Here is a 14,637-nt window from a genome sequence, read left to right as displayed (position 1 = left end):
CAACAAAGACGAAGAAGCACCGATCTTCCAGGTCGCCGATTTCGGTCTGGTTGCCGACCTCTTCGAAGCTGTGCCGGTGATGCTTGAGGGGGTGTAACGATGTCGTCCAACCAAGGCTCATCCTTCCTGCACAGTGTCGAAGCCAACTTCGACCGAGCATTCCAACATCTCGACCTTTCCCCTGGGCTGACAGAGCGCATCAAGGCGACCAACTCTATCTATCGGGTCTCGTTTGGGGTGCGCCTCAGGGGGGAGTTCATCAGTTTCACGGGTTGGCGTGCGGTCCATTCGGAACAGAACGAGCCGGTCAAAGGCGGCATTCGCTATGCACCAGATGCAAACGGAGATGAAGTCGAGGCGCTGGCGGCGTTGATGACGCTGAAAAATGCGCTGTCAGGGGTTCCTTTCGGTGGGTCAAAAGGTGCTTTGTGCATTGATCCACGCGACTGGACGGAACCGGAAATCGAAAAGATCACGCGGCGGTTCACGCAAGAACTGGCCCGTCGCGGATTGATCAGCCCCGGTCGGAACGTGCCAGCCCCCGATATGGGGACCGGTGAACGCGAAATGGCTTGGATGGCGGATGAGTTTCGTCGCATCGCCCCGCAAGAGACGTTGAATGCTGCCGCATGTGTCACCGGAAAGCCCCTGTCGCGTGGGGGGATCGCCGGGCGAACCGAAGCAACCGGGCGTGGCGTTGCTTATGTGCTTGCCGAGCATCTGGAATATCAGGGCCACAAGGACGGCCTTCGCGATGCGCGGATCATTATTCAGGGGTTTGGCAATGTCGGATCGCATGCCGCTTTGACGCTGGTGCGCGAGTACGGCGCCAAGATCGTTGGTATCCTTGAACGCGATGCCAATCTTTTCGATGAGACTGGCATCGACATTGAAGCACTGTTTCAGCACGTCGAGCAGGGAGGGAGCATTGCTAATTCCCCCGTCGGCAGGATTGAAGTACCTTCGCCTACTGCCATCTGCACGGATTGTGACATCCTGATTCCTGCGGCGCAAGAGAACGTCATCACCGCGGAAAATGCGCATGACATAAAGGCTAGTATCATAGTCGAGGCCGCAAATGGTCCGATCGACTTTGAAGCGGACGCCATCCTTGGCTCGCGCGGTATCGACGTGATCCCCGATCTATGCGCCAACGCCGGCGGTGTCATCGTAAGCTACTTTGAATGGGTGAAAAACCTAAGCCATATGCCATTTGGATTGATGGAGCGGCGAATTTCGCAACGGCGGTTCTCGCATGTTGCCGATTTGATCGAGGGCGCAAGACTTGAGGCGATCCCCTCGCATATCCGCTCGGATCTTGCCGAGACCGGATCGGAGTTGGACCTTGTGCGATCCGGACTGGAAGAGATGATACGTAGCGCCTATCGCCATATGGCAGACCGCTTGAAAAACGAACCCAGCTTGGAAACGCTCAGAAATGCTGGCTATGTTCTTGCGATCGAAGAGGTCGCCCACGCTTATCGCGATCTGGGCATCTGATCACGCAAACTGCGAAGGGGCTGCGTCAGACAGCCCCTTAGATCAGCTGGTTACGTATTGGCAGAATGTGCCGATAGCTATTTCATCGTACACTGTAGTCAGTGCGCCAACCTAGAAACGGTCCGCCGTTTGAGCAAAGAGAGCCAATCGGAGGCAATCGGACTGAGCAGCGGTCCGAGCGTTATGCCCAACTCGTTGTGATAGTTGATCAGCCAGTTCTTTTCGGCACGTGTCAGGTCTTCGGCCCTTAGCATTTCGGCCTGAATCGGCGCCAATGTGAGATTGCGAAACTCCATGAAACCATCCTCGGCTTCGATGATTTCGAACAGGTTTTCAATGCGGATACCGTATCGCTCCGCCACATAGTGACCGGGCTCGATCGACAGCACCATGCCGGGGGTCAGATCCACAAGGTTAACCGGTTTTCCAATGCGTTGGGGGTGTTCATGCACGGACAAGCGATGCCCGACGCCGTGACCAGTTCCGTGGTCATAGTCCAACCCTAGATCCCAAAGCGGCCGCCGGCTGATTGCATCAATATGATGGCCCTGCGTGCCATGAGGAAAGCGCAGTGTGGCGAGTGCGTAAAACGCCTTGAATACGGCTGTGTAAGCACGGTCATAACCCGCTGGGCGTGGCCCGAAGGAGAAACTGCGGGTGGCATCGGTGGTGCCGGTTTCATATTGGCCACCACTGTCCAGCAAATAGGGCCGGTCCGGCAGAACCGGTGCATTGCGTTCTTGGCTGGTCGCGTAGTGGCACATCGAGGCATTGCCCCCGGCGGCAGAAATCGTGTTGAAGCTCTCGCTTAGGAAACCGGGGCGGGCTTTACGAAACTCGAGCACCTTTTCCTCGGCCTCTCGTTCGCTGACAGGATTGCCAGCGGCCGCGCGTGCGGGCACCGTTTGTTCAAGCCAGGCGGAAAACTCAGTCAAGGCGACGCCGTCTTGCACATGGGCGGCGCGCATGCCTTCCAGCTCAGTGGCGTTTTTTTGGGCTTTAGCAAGGGTGATCTGAGAGAGTTTCTCCAAGGCTTCTGCCCCGGCTTCTTCCAGTGTCAGCCGTACGGCAACGGGCGAGAAATCCGGGTCAATCAGGACGCGCGCGCCAGCATAGAGGCGGGTACGCAACTCTGGAAGGAAGGCCTGCATCGTGCAAAGTCGTGAGGCCGCCGGAATGTGATCGCGGACCTCGTCGCTCAGTTTTTGCGGGTCGACAAACCAGGTCAGCATTCCTTCACGATCCACCAACGCACACGACTGTGGCATTGGGTTGTAGTCTACGTCTTCGCCGCGCACATTCAGCAACCAGGCGATGTTGTCGGGTTGGGTCTCGACGTGGAAATCGGCACCCTGTTCTTTCATCCAGAGGCCTAACTCTGCAATTTTGTCGGTCGCTGAACGCCCGGCGAATTGCTGTGAAAAGGGCGTAATCTGTCCCTTCGGTGGGGCAGGCTGATCCTCCCAGATTGCATCAATCGGATTGTCGGTAAGCGCCACAAAGCTAGCCCCGGCGTTTGTGCAAGCCGCGGCAAAACGGTCATACCAGATTGGCGGCAAATGCATGGGGTCAAAGGCAATTCTCCACCCCGTGCCCGCCACGTCGGCCAGCCACGTTTCAGGTGGCTGATCCAGCAGGTGCAGACGCAGGAAATCGGGGCCCGGGCATTCGTTTTCCAATTGCACGCTATAGCGCCCATCGACGAAAACAGCGACGATATCGGGTGTCACCAAGGCCATGCCAGCCGATCCGGTGAACCCGGTTACAAAGGAAAGCCGTTCGTCATGGGGGGCGACATATTCACCCTGATGAGCATCAAAACGCGGCACAATAAAAGCATCCAGCCCCCTGCGTTCTAGCTCAGTGCGAAGTGCCGCAATATGTTGTGCCGCGCCGGTGTGAAATTCATCAGGCATGTTGGTTGATCTCTTCAATATGGTGGCATGCGACTTCGCCCCGGCCTTCTTGCGCCAGCAACGGGGGCACTTCGCTTTTGCATAGGTCGCTCGCGTGGCGGCAGCGGACGTGGAACGGACAGCCCGACGGCACGTTAAGGGGTGACGGTAGTTCACCCTCCAGCCGGATCGCCTCTCCTTTGTCGTCGGGATTGATCGACGGTGCAGCGCTGAGCAGGGCTTGGGAATACGGGTGCGAGGGATTGGCAAACAAAGTTTCGCTGTCGCCGATCTCGACGATGCGACCCAGATAGATCACTGCAACCCGGTTCGATACGTGCCGCACCAGCCGAAGGTCATGGGCGACAAAGAGGATCGTCAGGTTCAGCCGCTCTTGCAGCTCCAAAAGCAAATTGACGACCTGTGCCTGCACCGACACGTCAAGCGCCGAAACAAGCTCGTCCGCGATCAAAACCTCTGGTTCCACCGCCAAAGCACGGGCGATGGCGATGCGCTGACGCTGGCCGCCGGAAAACTCGTGCGGAAGTTTCTGAGCCGCGTCCTGCGGCAGGCGCACCAGCTCCAGAAGTTCGGCGACACGTGTGGGGATCTCGTCTTCGGGCCGCATCTTGTGGACTTTCAAAGCTTCGGACAGGATTTGCCCAGTCGTCATGCGCGGATTAAGCGAGGAATAAGGATCCTGAAACATCATCTGGACCCTGCGGTTATAGCTGCGGTCTTTCTTCATCCCGGCGCCAAAAATATCTTGTCCGTCGAAATGGATAGACCCGTGCTGCGGCTCATAAAGTCGCACGATGCAACGCGCGAGTGTGGACTTGCCACAACCGGACTCGCCCACAACGCCAAGGGTTTCCCCTTTGTGCAGCTGCAAACTGACGCCGTTCAGCGCGTTGACAACCCGCCCTGGCCGCTTGTTCAACAGATCAAGAAGTGTTCGCGGCAGGGGGAACTCCAACCCTACATCGCGAATTTCCATAACGGTCTGGGTCATGCGACTTCTCCCTGTGCAATGGCCATTGGGTTGAAGCACGCGGCGGCTCGACCTTCTGAAATAGTCTCGAGTGTTGGGCGGGCGCTCAGACAGGCTTCGGTCTGGTTTTGACAGCGCGGCGCGAAGGCGCACCCGGCAGGCAGGGCTTCGAGGCTCGGCGGTGTGCCGGGAACCGAATAAAGTTGTGTTCGTGGGGGCACATCCTGTGGGACCGACCGCATCAAACCAACCGTATAAGGGTGACGCGGCGTGCGCAGCACCTGACGCACAGAGCCTTGCTCTACGATCCGGCCCGCATACATGACGGCAACGTTTTCACAGGTCTGTGCGACAACACCAAGATCGTGTGTCACCAGGATAACTCCCATGTGAAGCTCGTCAGCAAGCGACAGGATCAAGTCAAGGATCTGCGCCTGAATGGTTACGTCAAGCGCGGTGGTTGGCTCATCGGCCAGCAGAAGCTTTGGATTTGCCGCCAGCGCGATGGCGATCATCACCCGCTGGCGCATCCCACCTGAGAATTGATGTGGGTATTCCTCCAGCCGGGAGGCCGCAGAAGGAATACCCACATGGTCGAGCATCTCGATGGCGCGATCACGTCGCGCTGCCCGGCCCAGATCGGTGTGCGCTTTCAGGGTCTCTGTAAGCTGCATACCAACCGTCAAAAGCGGATTAAGCGATGTCATCGGCTCTTGAAAAATCATGGCGATGTCGCGCCCTCGGATCTGGCGGAGTTTGCGTTCTGGCATGCGCGAGATGTCCTGCCCCATCCAGCGCACATCACCAGTCACATCGCCATAGCGCCGCGATAGCCCAAGTATGGACCGCAGTGTGACGCTTTTGCCCGAGCCGCTTTCGCCGACCAGACCCAGCACTTCGCCCTTGCCGACGTTGAAGCTAACGTCACGCACCGCCGGCAGGGCAACACCTCCGCGTGAAAACGTGGTACAAAGGTCACGAACTTCTAGGATTGGCATGTCATTGGTCATGATGTGTTCCTTATCCACGCGGGCGCAACAGGTCGGCAAGACCGTCGCCAACCAACGAAAAACCAAGTCCGGTCAAGACGATAGCGATACCGGGCATCAGGCTGAGCCACCAAGCCGTTGTGATGAAATTGCGTCCCTCGGCGATCAGCACGCCCCATTCGGCTTGTGGCGGCTGCGCGCCAAGCCCCAGATAGCCCAAAGAGGATCCCAGCAAGATCGCCAGCGCCATATCGGTCATCCAGTAGACGATCACCGGTGTGATCGCATTGGGCAGCAAATGGCGGAAGATGATGCGGCTGTCGGAATATCCCATAACCACTCCGGCCGAGGCATAGTCGTTGCCCATCTGGGCAATCACTTCAGCCCGCATCAGACGCGCATAGTAGACCCATCCAACCAGCGTGATTGCGATGTACATATTGACCAATCCAGGCCCCAGCACCGCGACAACGGCGATCACCAGCACAAGGAACGGGAACGTGATGATGGCGTCCACCAAGCGACCAAATATCATGTCCGCAATGCCGCGATAGAAGCCCACCAATGCACCAACAACGACGCCGATGATCAGCGCAAAGATCGTGGCCAGAATGGCCATTTGCATATTGACGGAATAGGCATGGATCACCCGGCTAAGGCTGTCTCGACCCAGCATATCGGTGCCAAAAGGATGCGCCCAACTTGGTGGCTGTTTTACCGCATTGTAGTCGATGAAATTGGGATCGAGTGGCGCAAAAACTCCTGGCATAAGCGCGAGCAATGACGAAACGCCAATAATGAAGGTTCCAATCAGAAAGCCGGGTTTGCGCAGCGCCAGCTGCAGTTTGGTCTTCTGCGGCGGCGTGGCTTCGGCGGAGATGGCAGTGATATCGGTCATGACAAACGCATCCTCGGATCAAGAGAGCTTTGGAAGAGGTCAGTAAGCAGGAAGACAACCGACACCAGAACAGCGAAGGTGAGTGTCAGACCCTGAATCAGCGGGTAGTCACGGGCAAAGATCGCCTCGAGCATCAATCGTCCGACGCCGGGAACAGCAAAAACGGTTTCAGTGACCAGCGTGCCGCTCATCAACCCGCCAATCGACAGACCCAGCAGGGTCACTGTGGAAATCAACGCGTTGCGCAGAACGTGACGGCCCAAGATCAGCCGGTTCGGCAGGCCCTTGGCGCGGGCGAACTGCACATATTCCGCGTCCAGCACTTCAATGATTGCCGAGCGCAAGTTGCGCATGATGATCGCCGACGTATAAAGCGCAACTGTCACCGATGGCAAAAAGAGGTGGTAAAGACGTGCGCCAAACGTGTCTCCGTATCCTCCGACCGGGAACCAGTGCAGACGCGCTGCCAGGAAGGTCAAGAGGATCAGGCCGATATAAAAGACCGGCATCGACAAGCCGACCTGAAACACCGTGCGAATTACCGCATCTGGCCATTTCCCGCGGTTGAGTGCAGCGACAAAGGCAAGTGGACCGGCAATCAAAAGAGACAGCACGACTGCGTAAACAGTCAAAAAGGCAGTTGTCGGTAGGCGTTCAAAAATCACATCTGTAACCGGGGTACGCATCAGTATCGAGCGACCCAGATCACCCTGTAGCGTGTTGGTGACGAACAGCCAGAACTGGACCAGCATCGGTTCATTCAGCCCAAGGCGCTCGCGGATCGCCTCGAGATCAGCGTCCGAGGCACGATCGCCTGCGATTGCGACGGCTGGATCGCCTGGCAAGAACCGCACAAGCAGGAAGATGATGATCATCACTAGGATGAAAGTTGGCACCATCAGCGCCAGGCGTTTCAGGATGTATTGGATGCTAGCCATTTGGTCCTCCTATATAGATAGGGAACGCCGCCGATCATGGATGCCAGACCGGCGGCGTCAGGGTAAACTCAGCGGCTAACGCTGGCTTCTTCGAAGATGTTGTTGCCCAGCGGTGTCTGCACGTAGCCATCAACCGCATTTGACACAGCTACTGCGAAGGGGGTTTCGTACATAAACAGAAGTGGAGCAGCTTTGGCATAGAGCGCCTGCATCGTCGCGTATTGCTCGGCGCGCTTGGCCGGATCAATCTCGACTGCTGATGCTTCGAACAGGCCGTTGAACTCGGCGTTTTCCCATCCAGTGCCAACTGCATTCGCGGTGGGTGTGTGACCCAGCCAGCCGACCACTTGGCTGGGATCATTCACGTCGTTGACCCAGCCGTAGGTGTGGATGTCGAACTCGCCCGACCGGTTCTTGGCCCCGCGGGTTGCGCCGTCGACTTGCTCTACGCTGAGCTTGATGCCCAAGGGCGCCCACATTTGTTGAAGAGCTGCGAATATGGTGCTGTCATCAGCAGATCCAGCGAGCGTCGTGAACGTGATCTCGGTGCCTTGTTCCAACCCAGCTTCTGCAATCAGAGCCTGCGCTTTTTCCATGTCATAGCCATAGAGCGGGCCTTGATCCGTCGCCAGTTGGGTTGCTGCCGCCATCAAGGGGGATGTCATCGGTTTGCCGGAGCCTTGCAGCACCAATCCGATCAAAGCATCTTTATTGGTCGCGTAGTTGATCGCCTGGCGCACACGCACATCTGCCAGCGGGTTTGCTGACCCATCAGCGCGGATGTCGCGGGTGTTTATTGGCGAATAGATGATCCGGGTTGAAGGATAGAGGTTCATGTTGATCGCCGGATCGGCCTCAAGTTCTGCCACACGGCTGAACGGGATGAACTCTGCTGCGTCGACTTCTCCAGCCTGCAATTTCAGAATGCGGGTGGCGTCATCAGGGATAATCTGAAAGTTCACGCCTTCAAGATACGGCAGGGGTTTACCATCTGCACCCATCTTCCAGTAGTGTTCGTTGGCACAGAAATTCATAGACGCGCCCTGCTCGAAACCACACAAGAAGAATGGTCCAGAGCCGACACCCGCCCCACCAGCGGCGAAGATTGCGGCAGACTTTTCCTGATCCGTGGCGCCTTCGGCGGCGTCAAATACGGCTTTGGAAACAATCGCTGTGTTGAAAGTCGCCAGCATCGACAGGATCGTAGGATCTGGCGTGTTGAGGGTCAAAGTGACCTCGCGGCCTTCGACAGCTACATTGTTGACCGACCCCAGAAGACCTGCCCAGGGGCTGAGATCGGGGTTGCGTGCGCGTTCAAGCGAAAAGACGACGTCCTCACCCGTCAGGGCCGTGCCATCGGCGAATTTCAAACCCTCACGAAGCGTCAGGGTCACAGTTTTGCCGTCTGCCGAAACCGCGTGGCTCTCGGCAAGGCCTGAGACCACGCTATTACCATCCGCACTCGGCCGAAGCAGCGTATCAAACAGGCTGCCAACCATCCAGATATCGGGATTGCGGTCGGCATAGATCGGGTCGATCAGACGCGAACCGTCATAGCGTGCAAAATTCATTGTCCCGCCACGCTCTTGAGCCAGAAGGGGTGTGCTTAGGGCCGTTGCAACGGACAAGGCCGCGACTGTTGTCTTGCTAAAGTTCATTGAATGTCTCCTCCCATTCGGTGACTGGAGCGTAACTTAGTTTTTTAAAATTACTAAACATTTTTTTTAGTAGGGCGGCAAAGCGTTAACCCATACCGCGTGTGGCGACTGCCCGAAGTTAGTTTACAACTTTGAAATATATATAAAATTTCGTATTTTACCGATGAACGAAATTCAGCTCACGTCGTAGGTGTGCTCCCGGGCGGAGAGGTGCTCACCCAAAGCTCGACTGATTCTTCGTTACCTAGAACGCGCGAGAAATGTGGCTTGGAGGTATCATGATGAAGCGCGTCCCCAGCAGACATGGAGAAGACCGCATCGCCCAGATGGTACTCGACCTCTCCAGACATAAGATAGAAAAACACTTCGCCCTCATGACACATGCGTTCAGATTGATGACCCGCCGGGCGATATATGATCTGGGAATACAAAAGCGCACCAGGAAAGCCTGGCCCCAGTTTTTCATAGAATCTTCCAGCGGTTCCCAAGGCGTAGGTTTGGCGCTTATCCTTTGGAATAAACTCGCAAAATTCCTCGGGAACTCTCAGAAGTTGCTCGATGCTGGTTTGCAGGGCTGACGCCACGGACATCAGTGAGGATAGAGAGGGGGAGCTGATGCCGCGTTCAATCTGCGAGATGAATCCCGTCGTCAGCTCGGTTTCCTGCGCCACTTGCGCCAGCGTCTTGCCGAGCGCCTTTCGCCGATGTCGGATCGCTTCGCCGAGCTTTGAGGGCTGTCCTTTTTGCTTGCGCGGTTTCGAATTGTTGGGCGCGTCCATGTCATTTCCTCTCAGCGACTGCTTGCTTCTACGTTAGCCCAAGGAAATGTACACTAAAAGGATTTTGAGTGTCAGTAAATTTTAATGTGAAGGCGGAGTGATGGATTGCACTTGAAGGTGAACCTTCTCAGTTGTGTGTGCATCTCAGGTCAAATGTACATTGACAAGGACTACATCTCGGTAGTCGCGATGAGACAAATCATACTCTTATCAATTGCTATTAATAGGTCCAAAAGCCTTAACGTCAGACACAGCAAGAGGCGTTGCTGCATTGAATGCAGAGCAACTGGGGAGAATAGGACTGTTTCGCATAACGTTTCTCGGTGCTGCCAGATCTACAGTCCTCTGAGCTTTTAGCCTTCGACAAGAACGCTGCGACTAGAGCTTGGTATCTTGAGGAGAATAGTATCCGGATTTGTTTCGGATAGTACCAGCCCGCCATATCAGCGAGTGATCGCATACGATCATCTTTCAAGTCGCAAGATCAACGATATGGACGTGATGAAATCCTTTGAATCAAGTAGGAAGATTTGGTCACGATTGCAGCTACCACAAAAAGGTAGATGTCAGTCGAGCAGTACTAGCCATTCTGGGCTCGAACGGTTGCGGTCGGGCCGCCAGCTGTCAGCCTTTATGGCTTTTTGAGTTCAGTTCCATCTTTGCGCACAAAAAGGTTCCCCCCTCCGGTCCTCGGGAAGGGCGGAAAAAGCTTCTGCCCTCTCCAAAGTCAATACGTGCGGATTGCAGACCTTCGTTGCGCAGCGAACCCAGACTGGCCTTGCGGGGTAAAGTTGTCACTTGAGACATATCCGCCAGTATTAGCTATCGTGGACCTAGATCGATACCTGACGGCAGCCTTGTTCCAGCAAGTGGACATAACCCCTATCTGGATGGCGGAGCCGAAGTGAGCTTATTTCAAATAGATAGATAGCAAAACAACACGAGACTACTTACTAGAGGGTGGCATGCCGTGTTTTTAGCAACCTTTGAGGAAAGCTGCTCAGCAAGAATTGTGCCGCTATCCCGCATCTACTGATTGGCATCAGCCTGGGCCGCAGTGACGGCGATCATGTGAAGGATATCCTCAGCATCACATCCTCTGGACAGATCGTTTGCTGGTTTGTCGAGACCTTGAAGAATAGGCCCGATTGCGACGGCTCCGCCAAGGCGTTGTGCGATCTTGTAAGCGATGTTGCCGCTTTCAAGATTGGGGAAAACAAAGACGTTCGCGTCGCCGGCCAAAGGTGAATCGCTGGCCTTCGCGGCTGCGACATGCGGCACGAAGGCGGCGTCGAACTGCAGTTCCCCATCAATTGTGAGTGTCGGGTCGGCCTGTTTGGCAAGGTCAGTGGCAGTGACCACCTTCGAAACCTTGTCATGATCTGCACTGCCTCTGGTCGAGAATGACAACATCGCAACACGCGGAGTTTCACCGGTCAGCGTGGACAGGCTGTTAGCCGAGTCGATCGCAATCTGCGCCATTTCTTCGGCGGAAGGGGCAACAACCAACCCGCTGTCGGCAAAAACATGAGCGCCTTTCTTGGTGTGATGTTCCTTGCAAAACAGCATCAGGAAGAAACTTGAGACCAGTTTAGAACCGGGCTTCGGGCCGATTACCTGAATTGCCGCCCGAACAATATCGGCTGTCGTGGCAATCGCGCCGCCGACAGTGCCGTCCGCGCGCCCGGTCTTGACCAGCAATGCCGCATAGATATGCGGCTTGTGCGTTGCTTCGGTCGCCTCTTCCAGCGATATGCCCTTTTGTTTGCGGTGTTCGTGAAAAATCTGCGCCAGCTCCTCAACCAAGGGCGAGGACGCCGGGTCGTGGATCTCAACCCCCTCATCTGGCGTCGCGCCAGAGATGGCGAACTGGGACATGATCGCCTTTTCGTCGCCTACTAGGACGATCTGGGCGATGCCCTGTTTGCGGGCCTCGATCGCCGCCTGAACCGCGCGTGGGTCAGCCCCTTCGGACAGCACAATCTTCTTTTGCGACCGCGCGGCGTTTTTCAGAAGCATTTCCAACGGTTTCATGAAACGTCCTTTCAGTGTCCAAGAAGTGTTACGCCAAGCAGTACGAAGACCGCGATAAACACGGTTTCGATGACGATCATCGCGATGGCTTGTCCACCAACATCCAGAATGCGTTTCAGGGACGTTTTCATCCCGACGGCTGCGATTGAAACCAGCAAGGCCCAGCGGCTCAGGCTTGACATTGCATCGATCAGAATGGCCGGCATCAGCCCAATCGAGTTGAGCGTCGCAAAGATCAGGAACCCGATAACGAAACCCGGAAGGATAGGTGGGTGCGCGCCGTCCGTCGCATTGTCTTCGGCAAACCTCCGCACGGCGATCGAGATGATCAATACAACGGGTGCCAACATCGCAACGCGGATCAATTTGACCATCGTGGCCACTTCGCCCGCCTGATCCGAGACCGAGAAGCCCGCGCCAACAACCTGGGCAACATCGTGGATCGTCCCGCCAAGGAAGACGCCCGAAACCTCATCGTTGAAGTCAAAGGCCTCGGTCAGGATGGGATAGGCGATCATTGCGATGGTCGACAGCACCGTGACCGATAGAACGGTGAAGATCAGGTTGCGTTCGGAATGTTCGTTTTTCGGCAGGACCGCAGCGATTGCCATTGCGGCCGAGGCGCCACAGATCGCCACTGACCCGCCTGTTAGAAGGCCAAAGCGCCAGCCGCGTCCAAGCAGGCGTGACAGCACAAGGCCAAAAAGGATCGTCAGGATAACGGCCAAGACGACCACGGATATCAGGTTCGCGCCAAGCCCGATCATCAGCTCGACACTGATCCGCACGCCTAGAAGGGCAACGCCAAAGCGCAGCACTGTGCGGGCGGTAAACTCGATCCCCGCCTTGCAGGCTCCACCGCTGTCTTCGGTGAGGAAGTGAAAGGCAATGCCCAGAAGCAGCGCCATCAGCATTGCCGGAGCGCCATAGTGCTCTGACAGGAATTGTGCGGCAACGGCCACGACCACGGAAACCATGAAGCCGCGCCAATGGGTCTCTAGAAAGCCCTGCAGTCTGGGCACCAAAGGAGGGCGCGCAGTGGTTTGCATCTGTTTGTCCTTAGGAAAGGGCGTCTCCTCCGGTCGGTGGAGGAGACGCGAGGAGTGCCGGCACGTAGGCCTTGTGCCGGCACGGGAGATTAGGCCGAGCGTTTCGACTTCATGTCAGCCGCGTCAATACCTGCAACGCTGACTGGTTTCTTCATGGCATCGCGGCGGAACGGTTCCCCCAGTTCCTGGTTCAGCATGATCTCGATAAAGGTGGTTTTGCCTTCCTTCATCTGACGGGTCACGGCTTTGTTCAGCTCGTCGGTCAGTTCTTCCATCGAGTAAACGGCAACCCCGTCCACGCCACAGGCTTGGGCGATACCGGCATAGCTTACCTCGGTGGCCAGTTCGGTGCCGACGAAGTTGTCTTCGAACCACAAGGTCGTGTTGCGCTTCTCCGCGCCCCACTGATAGTTGCGGAAGATCACCATGGTGATGGCAGGCCAGTCGTCACGGTTTACTGACACCATCTCGTTCATCGAGATGCCGAATGCACCGTCTCCGGCGAAGCCGACAACCGGCGTGTCCGGGCAGGCGATCTTGGCACCGCAGATCGCGGGGAAGCCGTAGCCGCAAGGTCCGAATAAGCCGGGGGCCAGATATTTGCGACCATCTTCAAAGGACGGATAGGCGTTGCCGATCGCGCAGTTGTTGCCGATATCGGACGAGATGATCGCCTCTTTCGGAAGGGCGGCCTGAATGGCGCGCCATGCCATACGCGGAGACATTTTCTGCGGCTCGCGGTCACGCGCACGCTCGTTCCAAGTGGTGCCCGGATCGTCGTCCTCGTGGTCCATCGAGGTCAGTTCCTGAGCCCAACGTGACTTGGTTTCCGAGATCGCGGCCTTGCGTTCTGCACGTCTACCATCACCGGCACCATCGCCCAACTGCGCCAAAATGCCCTGTGCCACTTTCTTCGAGTCACCTACGATGCCGACCGAAACCGGCTTGGTAAGACCAATGCGATCCGGGTTAATGTCAACCTGAATGATTTTTGCGTCCTTGGGCCAGTAATCAATGCCATAGCCCGGCAGCGTCGAGAACGGGTTCAAACGTGTGCCAAGCGCCAGCACGACGTCGGCTTTCGAGATCAGCTCCATCCCGGCTTTCGACCCGTTATAGCCAAGCGGGCCAGCAAACAGCGGGTGTGAACCGGGGAAAGCGTCGTTGTGCTGATAGCCAACACAAACCGGCGCATCCAGACGTTCAGCGAGCGCCATTGAATCGCCGATAGCATCGCCCAGAACAACGCCAGCGCCGTTCAGGATCACTGGGAACTTGGCGGTCGACAGAAGCGCGGCCGCTTCCGCAACAGCGTTTTCGCCACCCGACGGGCGCTCGAATTCAACAACGGCGGGCAGATCGATGTCGATGATTTGGGTCCAATAGTCGCGCGGAATGTTGATCTGTGCAGGCGCGCTTGCGCGTTTGGCCTGCAGGATCACACGGTTAAGCACTTCGGCCATGCGCGAGGGGTCGCGGACCTCTTCCTGATAGGCGACCATATCTTCCAGAAGAGCCATCTGTTCGACCTCTTGGAAACCACCTTGGCCCAAGGTCTTGTTGGCGGCCTGAGGGGTCACGACAAGCAAAGGCGTATGGTTCCAATAGGCGGTCTTGATCGGCGTGACGAGGCTGGTGATGCCGGGGCCGTTCTGGGCCACCATCATCGACATATCCCCGGAAGCACGCGTGAAGCCATCTGCCATCATGCCTGCGTTGCACTCGTGCGCACAGTCAAAGAACTTGATGCCCGCTGCGGGGAACAGGTCCGAAATCGGCATCATGGCCGATCCGATGATGCCAAATGCATGGTCGATCCCGTGCATTTGTAGAACCTTAACGAAGGCTTCTTCCGTGGTCATTTTCATTGTCGCGTCTCCTATAGGAATATGGTCTGTTGGTGGGC

General features: G+C 56.6%; 11 protein-coding genes and 1 pseudogene. 2 read left to right on the top strand and 10 right to left on the bottom strand.

Annotated features, from left to right (window positions below; all coding sequences use genetic code 11):
• Window positions 1-97: pseudogene (locus G0Q00_RS14675) on the top strand (electron transfer flavoprotein subunit alpha/FixB family protein); the annotation flags it as partial.
• A gap of 2 nt (window positions 98-99) precedes the next feature.
• The gene (locus G0Q00_RS14670; RefSeq protein WP_163040690.1) at window positions 100-1,500 is read left to right on the top strand and encodes a Glu/Leu/Phe/Val dehydrogenase; all 1,401 of its coding nucleotides are present in this window, start codon (window positions 100-102) and stop codon (window positions 1,498-1,500) included.
• 98 nt (window positions 1,501-1,598) lie between these two features.
• Here G0Q00_RS14670 and G0Q00_RS14665 read toward each other — a convergent pair whose 3' ends face one another.
• The 10 genes from G0Q00_RS14665 to xsc form a co-directional block, all read right to left on the bottom strand.
• Entirely contained in the window at window positions 1,599-3,416 is a 1,818-nt protein-coding gene (locus tag G0Q00_RS14665) for an aminopeptidase P family protein (protein ID WP_163040688.1), read from the bottom strand.
• A complete protein-coding gene (locus G0Q00_RS14660; protein WP_163040686.1) occupies window positions 3,409-4,407 on the bottom strand; it encodes an ABC transporter ATP-binding protein in 999 nt (332 codons plus the stop codon). The genes G0Q00_RS14665 and G0Q00_RS14660 overlap by 8 nt, the downstream gene beginning before the upstream one ends.
• Entirely contained in the window at window positions 4,404-5,396 is a 993-nt protein-coding gene (locus tag G0Q00_RS14655) for an ABC transporter ATP-binding protein (RefSeq protein WP_163040684.1), read from the bottom strand. Before G0Q00_RS14655 ends, G0Q00_RS14660 begins: the two co-directional genes overlap by 4 nt.
• A 10-nt stretch (window positions 5,397-5,406) precedes the next feature.
• Entirely contained in the window at window positions 5,407-6,273 is an 867-nt protein-coding gene (locus tag G0Q00_RS14650; RefSeq protein WP_163040682.1) for an ABC transporter permease, read from the bottom strand.
• Window positions 6,270-7,211, bottom strand: coding sequence for an ABC transporter permease (locus G0Q00_RS14645; protein ID WP_163040680.1), 942 nt, complete (start codon window positions 7,209-7,211; stop codon window positions 6,270-6,272). Before G0Q00_RS14645 ends, G0Q00_RS14650 begins: the two co-directional genes overlap by 4 nt.
• 68 nt (window positions 7,212-7,279) lie before the next feature.
• Window positions 7,280-8,869: an ABC transporter substrate-binding protein gene (locus G0Q00_RS14640; protein ID WP_163040678.1), complete on the bottom strand. Its 1,590-nt coding sequence runs from the start codon at window positions 8,867-8,869 to the stop codon at window positions 7,280-7,282.
• 179 nt (window positions 8,870-9,048) lie between these two features.
• Entirely contained in the window at window positions 9,049-9,648 is a 600-nt protein-coding gene (locus G0Q00_RS14635; protein WP_163040676.1) for a helix-turn-helix domain-containing protein, read from the bottom strand.
• Between the two features lie 1,029 nt (window positions 9,649-10,677).
• The gene (gene pta, locus G0Q00_RS14630) at window positions 10,678-11,682 is read right to left on the bottom strand and encodes a phosphate acetyltransferase (protein ID WP_163040674.1); all 1,005 of its coding nucleotides are present in this window, start codon (window positions 11,680-11,682) and stop codon (window positions 10,678-10,680) included.
• Window positions 11,683-11,693: 11 nt separating this feature from the next.
• Entirely contained in the window at window positions 11,694-12,731 is a 1,038-nt protein-coding gene (locus G0Q00_RS14625) for a YeiH family protein (RefSeq protein WP_163040672.1), read from the bottom strand.
• An 89-nt stretch (window positions 12,732-12,820) separates the two neighbouring features.
• Complete coding sequence (xsc, locus tag G0Q00_RS14620; RefSeq protein ID WP_163040670.1) at window positions 12,821-14,599, bottom strand: sulfoacetaldehyde acetyltransferase; 1,779 nt, start codon at window positions 14,597-14,599, stop codon at window positions 12,821-12,823.
• Between the last annotated feature and the right edge of the window lie 38 nt (window positions 14,600-14,637).

Origin of the sequence: Aliiroseovarius sp. PrR006, assembly GCF_010500215.1 — a bacterium.
Classification (GTDB): Bacteria; Pseudomonadota; Alphaproteobacteria; order Rhodobacterales; family Rhodobacteraceae; genus Aliiroseovarius.
This window is presented reverse-complemented; position numbering and strand designations above follow the sequence as displayed.

What these genes read in the sequence shown, in the direction of transcription:
- G0Q00_RS14655 (WP_163040684.1), bottom strand. Translation starts at nt 5,396, where the DNA reads ATGACCAATGACATGCCAATCCTAGAAGTTCGTGACCTTTGTACCACG.
- G0Q00_RS14660 (WP_163040686.1), bottom strand. Translation starts at nt 4,407, where the DNA reads ATGACCCAGACCGTTATGGAAATTCGCGATGTAGGGTTGGAGTTCCCC.
- G0Q00_RS14645 (WP_163040680.1), bottom strand. Translation starts at nt 7,211, where the DNA reads ATGGCTAGCATCCAATACATCCTGAAACGCCTGGCGCTGATGGTGCCA.
- G0Q00_RS14670 (WP_163040690.1), top strand. Translation starts at nt 100, where the DNA reads ATGTCGTCCAACCAAGGCTCATCCTTCCTGCACAGTGTCGAAGCCAAC.
- G0Q00_RS14640 (WP_163040678.1), bottom strand. Translation starts at nt 8,869, where the DNA reads ATGAACTTTAGCAAGACAACAGTCGCGGCCTTGTCCGTTGCAACGGCC.
- G0Q00_RS14665 (WP_163040688.1), bottom strand. Translation starts at nt 3,416, where the DNA reads ATGCCTGATGAATTTCACACCGGCGCGGCACAACATATTGCGGCACTT.
- G0Q00_RS14635 (WP_163040676.1), bottom strand. Translation starts at nt 9,648, where the DNA reads ATGGACGCGCCCAACAATTCGAAACCGCGCAAGCAAAAAGGACAGCCC.
- G0Q00_RS14650 (WP_163040682.1), bottom strand. Translation starts at nt 6,273, where the DNA reads ATGACCGATATCACTGCCATCTCCGCCGAAGCCACGCCGCCGCAGAAG.
- xsc (WP_163040670.1), bottom strand. Translation starts at nt 14,599, where the DNA reads ATGAAAATGACCACGGAAGAAGCCTTCGTTAAGGTTCTACAAATGCAC.
- G0Q00_RS14625 (WP_163040672.1), bottom strand. Translation starts at nt 12,731, where the DNA reads ATGCAAACCACTGCGCGCCCTCCTTTGGTGCCCAGACTGCAGGGCTTT.
- pta (WP_163040674.1), bottom strand. Translation starts at nt 11,682, where the DNA reads ATGAAACCGTTGGAAATGCTTCTGAAAAACGCCGCGCGGTCGCAAAAG.